General features: G+C 69.6%; 5 protein-coding genes. 4 read left to right on the forward strand and 1 reads right to left on the reverse strand.

Features of this window, described 5'->3' with window-relative positions:
• Together P409_RS23960 and P409_RS23965 are read left to right on the forward strand one after the other, a co-directional pair.
• Positions 1-2,349 (forward strand): TonB-dependent siderophore receptor (locus P409_RS23960; RefSeq protein ID WP_034844583.1); only part of this gene is annotated, 2,349 nt, incomplete at its 5' end.
• Positions 2,346-3,464, forward strand: a complete 1,119-nt coding sequence (locus tag P409_RS23965; RefSeq protein ID WP_238578758.1) for an ABC transporter substrate-binding protein — start codon at positions 2,346-2,348, stop codon at positions 3,462-3,464. The genes P409_RS23960 and P409_RS23965, both read left to right, overlap by 4 nt.
• Before the next feature lies 1 nt (position 3,465).
• On the opposite strand, the gene P409_RS23970 is transcribed toward P409_RS23965, so the two are convergent.
• Positions 3,466-4,155 carry a GntR family transcriptional regulator gene (locus P409_RS23970; protein WP_034844587.1) on the reverse strand — a complete coding sequence of 230 codons (690 nt, stop codon included), beginning with the start codon at positions 4,153-4,155 and terminating at the stop codon, positions 3,466-3,468.
• A 198-nt stretch (positions 4,156-4,353) separates the two neighbouring features.
• On the opposite strand from P409_RS23970, the gene P409_RS23975 reads away from it, so the two are divergent.
• Positions 4,354-5,373 (forward strand): 2-dehydropantoate 2-reductase, encoded by a 1,020-nt coding sequence (locus P409_RS23975; protein WP_034844588.1) that lies wholly within the window; start codon positions 4,354-4,356, stop codon positions 5,371-5,373.
• 53 nt (positions 5,374-5,426) lie between these two features.
• Positions 5,427-5,870, forward strand: coding sequence for a CBS domain-containing protein (locus P409_RS23980; RefSeq protein ID WP_034844590.1), 444 nt, complete (start codon positions 5,427-5,429; stop codon positions 5,868-5,870).
• Positions 5,871-6,001 lie beyond the last annotated feature (131 nt).

Genomic DNA, 6,001 nt, shown 5'->3' on the forward strand with positions numbered 1-6,001 from the left:
CCGACCGCCGCGGCGCGCAGCTTCGACATTCCCCGCCAGCCGCTCGCGGCGGCGCTGCGCCGGTTCGCCGACCAGTCGGGCATGCAGCTCGCCTACGCCTCGGCCGATCTGCAGGGCCTGATGTCGTCCGGCGTCCGCGGCAGCCTGACGCCTGCCGAGGCGCTGGCGCGGCTGCTGGCCGGAACCGGCGTCACCTGGCGCCTGACCGCCGCCGACACGGTCTCGATCCAGCGCCCGTCGCCGTCCCCCGCGGCTGATACCGCGGCGGAGGGCGGCCTGACGCTCGACCCGATCATCGTCCGGGGCGGCGGCTTCTTCGGAGCGACCGATGGCTATATCGCCGAGGAGTCCCGGACCGGGACCAAGACCGGCACGCCGCTGATCGAGACGCCGCAATCCGTTTCGGTCGTCACCCGCCGGCAGATGGACGACCAGAAGGCGCAGTCGGTGTCGCAGGCGCTGCGCTACACCGCCGGCGTGGCGCCGGAGACGCGGCCCGGCCGCTACGACTTCCCGAATATCCGCGGCTTCGGCACACCCGGCGGCGCCGACGCCAACTTCATCGGGCTGATGGACGGCCTCAGGCTGCCGCGCGGCGTCTACTATATCGCCCCGTCGGTCGACCCCTACATGCTGGAGCGGGTCGAGATCCTGCGCGGCCCGTCCTCGATCCTCTACGGCAGCGTCAACCCGGGCGGCGTGGTCAATCTCTGGAGCAAGCGGCCGACCGCGGAACCGTTGCGCGAGATCGACCTGGAATACGGCACCTATGACCGGCTGCAGGCCGGGCTCGATCTCGGTGGCCCGCTGACCGAGGACGGCTCGCTGCTCTACCGCCTCACCGCGCTCGGCCGCGATTCCGGAACCCAGCTGGCCGGCACGCAGGACCAGCGGATCTCGGTCGCGCCGGCGGTCACCTGGCGGCCGAGCGAGGACACCAGCCTGACCATCCTCGGCAGCTACCAGCACGATCCCGCCGCCGGGGCCTTCAACTACCTGCCGGCGCTGGGGACGGTCGACCGGGCCTCCTGGGGCCGGTTCCCGACCAGCTTCTTCGATGGCGACACCGGTTTCGACCGTTCGGAACGGACCCAATACGCCGTCGGCTACGAACTGGAGCACAAGGCCGGCGACGTGCTGACGCTGCGGCAGAACTTCCGCTACATGCACGCCGACTACGATTACCGGTCCGTCTTCCAGACCGGCTATGACGGCCCGAATTCGCTGGCGCGGGCCACGGTCGCGACCAGGGAATCCTTCGACGGCATCGCCCTCGACAACCAGGCGTTGCTGCGCTTCTCGACCGGGGAGGTCGAGCACACGGCGCTGTTCGGCATCGACTACCGGCACAACGATGCCAGCGCCCTGCTCGGCATGGGCAGTGCGCCGTCGCTGGACATCCTGCACCCGGACCATCGCCAGGACATCGCGATGCCCGCCTACACCAGCGACACGCGGCAGACGCTGGACCAGGTCGGCTTCTACGCGCAGGAGCAGATGAAGTGGGGCGGCCTGTCACTGCTGCTGGGCGTGCGGGCGGACTGGGCCGAGACCGACACCGACAGCCGCGCCCTTCCGGCCGGGGCGCTGACATCGTCCCATCAGGCGGACAGCGCCGTCACCTGGCGGGCGGGGCTGGTCTACGAGTTCGACAACGGCATCGCCCCCTATCTCAGCTATTCGACCTCGTTCGAGCCGGTGAACGGCACCGACTTCTTCGGCCAGCCATTCAAGGCCAGCCGGGCCGAGCAATACGAGGTGGGCGTGAAATACCAGCCGGACTGGATGATCGGCTTCTTCACCGTCGCCCTGTTCGACATCACCCAGACCAACGTCAAGACAGCCGACCCCGACCCGCTGCATCCCTATGCCAGCATCCAGACCGGCGAGGTCCGGTCGCGGGGCGTCGAGCTCGAGGCCCATGCCCGGGTGACCGACAATCTGAGCCTGCTCGGCTCCGTCACCGTGCTCGACATCGTCAACACCGAGAGCACGGATTACAAGGACAAGCGGCCCTATGGCGTGCCGGACCGGCTGGCCTCGCTCTGGGCCGATTACAGCCTCACCGAGGGTGTCCTGGACGGCCTCTCGTTCGGCGCGGGCGTCCGCTATATCGGCTCGTCCTACGGCAATGCCGGGAACACGCTGAAGGTGCCGGACGTCACCCTGTTCGACCTCGGCCTGCGCTACGATCTCGGCATGCTGCGGCCGGAGCTGGAGGGCACGCAGGTCTCGGTCAATGTGTCCAACCTGTTCGACCGCAGATTCGTCGCCTCCTGCTGGGACGACAATTCCTGCTTCTACGGCACCCGGCGCACCATCACCGCCGGCCTGAAGCTGAGATGGTGACGGCGCGCCTTGCCCTGCGCCGGCTGGCGGCGGCGATCGCGCTGGGTCTCGGGTTGATCGCCGTTCCGGCGGCGGCCCAGTCGATCGTCGTCACCGACGTCGCCGGCCACACGGTCGAGCTGCCACAGCCAGCCCGGCGCGTCGTGCTGGGCGATGGCGGGCTGATCACCGTGCTGGCTCTCCTGGACCCCGAGCCGCTGTCGCTGGTCGCCGGGTGGGCCGAGAACCTGGTGCGCTTCGATCCCGGCACCGCCGCGGCCTACCGGGCGCGCTTTCCGGCGATCGATGCGCTGCCGCTGGTGGGCGGCACCACGGCGGACAGCGTCTCGATCGAGCAGGTCCTGGCCCTCAGCCCCGACCTCGTGGTCCTGCCGCTCTGGTTCGGCCCGGCGCAGGAGCTGGAGCGGCAACTCGGTGCGGCCGGGGTGCCGGTGCTGCGCATCGATTTCTTCGACGATCCGCTGCGGAACACGGTGCCGAGCCTCAGGGCGCTGGGCCGCGCGCTCGGGCGGGAAGGGCGGGCCGAGGCCTATATCCGCTTCTACGAGGCGCATATGGGGCGGATCGCCGGGACGCTGGCCGCGCATCCGGGCCTCCGGCCGAAGGTGCTGCTGCACGCCCGCGCCGGCGGCTGGGAGTGCTGCTGGTCGGCCGGGGCGTCCGGCGCGGGCACGCTGATCGGGTTTGCGGGCGGAGAGAACATCGCCAAGGCGGCCGTGCCCGGCCCGACGGGCCAACTCGGCCTGGAATACGTGCTGGCGGAGGATCCGGAGGTCTACATCGCCGCCGGCGGCCCGCAATTGCCGGGGCCGGGCAGTTTCAGGATCGGGCCGGGCGTCCCGCCGGCGGAGGTGCGGGAGCAGCTGGCCGCGATCCGCGGCGAGCCCGGACTCGGCGAGCTGCCGGCCATCGCCGCCGGGCGCGCCCATGCGCTGTGGCTCAACTTCTTCCACGGCCCCGCCCATGTCGTCGCGGTGGAGGCGATGGCGAAGTGGATCCATCCGGAGCTGTTCGGCGACCTCGACCCCGCGGCGACGCTGGCCGAGATCAACCGCCGCTTCCTCGCCGTGCCGATGGACGGAACCTATTTCGGCGACCTCGGGGCAGGGGAGTGACCTAGTCCAGGAAGTCCCCGTGCTTGCGCACATGCTCGGCCAGGCCCAGCGTGTGCTCGCGCACCAGCTTTTCGGCCAGGTCGGCGTCGCGGGCCTCCAGCGCGGCGACGATCTTCTCGTGATCGACGACCGATCGCTGCGCCCGGTGGTCCTGGCCGATCGTCACCCGGCGGATGCCGCGCATATGGATGAACAGATTGTCGGTGATGTCGACGATCAGCTGGCAGCCGCTGATCCGGATGATCTGCTTGTGGAAGGCGATGTTCGCCTCGGAATACTCGCTGACATGCTCCTCCGGGTCGCGGTCGCGGAACACGTCGACATAGTCGTGCAGCTTGCGGATCTGGGTGTCGGTGGCGACCTGGGTGGCCAGCCGCGCGGCCATGCTCTCCAGCGCCGCCCAGACGGTCACCATCTCCAGCACCTCCGCCTTGCTCTTGCGGATCACGAAGATGCCGCGGCGGGGGACGGAGCGGACGAATCCCTCCTGCTCCAAGAGCGTCATGGCCTCGCGGATCGGGGTGCGGCTGACGCCCAGCATCTCGCTCAGCTGCCGCTCCTCCAGCTTGATCTCGCCGGGATGGCCGTAGATGTCCATCTCGGTGATGGCCTGCTTCAGTGCCTTGTAGGCCTTGATCCGGAAGCTCGTTTCGGTGTCGAGCGGTTTGACGTCGATCTGCGGGAAGCTCATCGAAGGCCCTTCTGCCTGCGCGGCGGCGTTCCCTTCGGCTATAACCCCGGGCGCCGCCGGTCACAAGTATACCGTGGACGAGAGTCCAGCGCAGCTTTCCTCCTTTCGATCGATTGACATAAGGTATTTTGTATACCACGATGATCCGGTCGGCTGCTCAGCGGCCCTGACTCCAATCAACGGGAGGAAGGCGCGGCCATGAAACTCTGCATCTATGGCGCCGGGGCCATCGGCGGCTATCTCGGCGTCCAGCTTCATCGCGCGGGGGTCGAGGTCAGCCTTGTCGCCCGTGGCCTGCATCTCGAGGCGATGCGCCAGAACGGGCTCACCCTCAGGATCGACGACGAAACCCGCACCGCCCGCATCCGCTGCACCGACAACCCGGCCGAGCTGGGCCCGCAGGACTATGTCGTGATCTGCCTCAAGGCCCATTCGGTGCCGGGGGTGGTCGAGGCGATGCAGCCGCTGCTGGGGCCGGAGACGGCGGTGGTGACCGCGGTGAACGGGCTGCCCTACTGGTATTTCCACCGCCATGGCGGCCCGCTCGAGGGCCGGCCGATCGAGACGGTCGATCCCGGCGGGGTGCAGTGGAACCGCCTCGGGCCGCAGCGCGGCATCGGCTGCATCGTCTACCCGGCCACCGAGGTGGTGGCGCCCGGCGTGGTCGAGCACCATTACGGCGACAAGTTCCCGATCGGCGAGCCCGACGGCAGCCGGTCGGCCCGCGTCACCGCGCTGAGCGAGGCGATGGCGGCGGGGGGATTGCAGGCGCCGATCCGCGACAACATCCGCGACGAGATCTGGCTGAAGCTCTGGGGCAATCTCTGCCTCAACCCGATCAGCGCGCTGACCCATGCGACGCTGGACGTCATCACCGGCGACCCGTCCACCCGCGACGTGGCGCGGCGGATGATGGCGGAGGCGCAGACGATCGGCGACAGGCTCGGCGTCCATTTCCGGGTCGATATCGAGCGGCGGCTGGACGGTGCCGGCGCGGTCGGCGCCCACCGCACCTCGATGCTGCAGGACCTCGACCGCGGCCGGCCGATGGAGATCGACCCGCTGGTCACCGTGGTGCAGGAGCTCGGCCGCATGGTCGGGGTGCCGACGCCGACGATCGACACCGTCCTGGCCCTGGTGCAGCAGCGCGCCGAGATCGCCGGGCTCTACAGCCGCCCGGCCGCGGCCCGCTCCGAACTGGAGCTGGTGCCGGCCTGACCCATCCCGAACGGCCGCCAAGAGCCGTTTCCCAGACGAGGAGGAACCCAGCCATGAGAGCCGAAGACATTCTGCGCCAGAAGGACACGCGCATCGTCATGATCCGCGTCGGCGAGACGGTGGCCACCGCCGTCACGCTGATGACGCGGGAGAATGTCGGCGCCCTGCTGGTCAAGGAGGTGTGCCGCACCGAGGGCAACATCGTGGTCGGGGTGTTCTCCGAGCGCGACGTCGCCCGGGCGCTGTCCATCCACGGCGCCGCGGCGCTGGCCATGCCGGTCTCGGCCTTCATCGGCCGCAGCGTGATCAGCTGCGAGCCGCGCGACAGCATCGAGACGGTGCTGCGGCTGATGGACGAGAACCACATCCGGCACGTGCCGGTGATGGAGGATCACACCCTGGTCGGGGTGATCAGCGCCCGGGACCTGATCCGGCATTTCCTGCAGCAGTCCTCGCCGGCGCTGCAGGAGCCGGCCGCGGCCGTGGTCCACGCCTGATCTTCATGTGAGTGGAACCGCGGCGGCCCGACCGGCTGCCGCGGCATCTCTAACGCAGTGCGGCGCTCAGTGGGCCGCATGGGGGAGTCTTGTCCATGCGGATAGCGGTGTTGCGTGAGCGGCGGGATGGG

The sequence above is a fragment of the Inquilinus limosus MP06 genome (assembly GCF_000767795.1).
In the GTDB taxonomy this organism is placed as follows: Bacteria; Pseudomonadota; Alphaproteobacteria; order DSM-16000; family Inquilinaceae; genus Inquilinus; species Inquilinus limosus_E.

Excerpts from the sequence above, each read along its gene's own strand:
- P409_RS23970 (WP_034844587.1), bottom strand. The coding sequence starts at position 4,155 with ATGAGCTTCCCGCAGATCGACGTCAAACCGCTCGACACCGAAACGAGC.
- P409_RS23975 (WP_034844588.1), top strand. The coding sequence starts at position 4,354 with ATGAAACTCTGCATCTATGGCGCCGGGGCCATCGGCGGCTATCTCGGC.
- P409_RS23980 (WP_034844590.1), top strand. The coding sequence starts at position 5,427 with ATGAGAGCCGAAGACATTCTGCGCCAGAAGGACACGCGCATCGTCATG.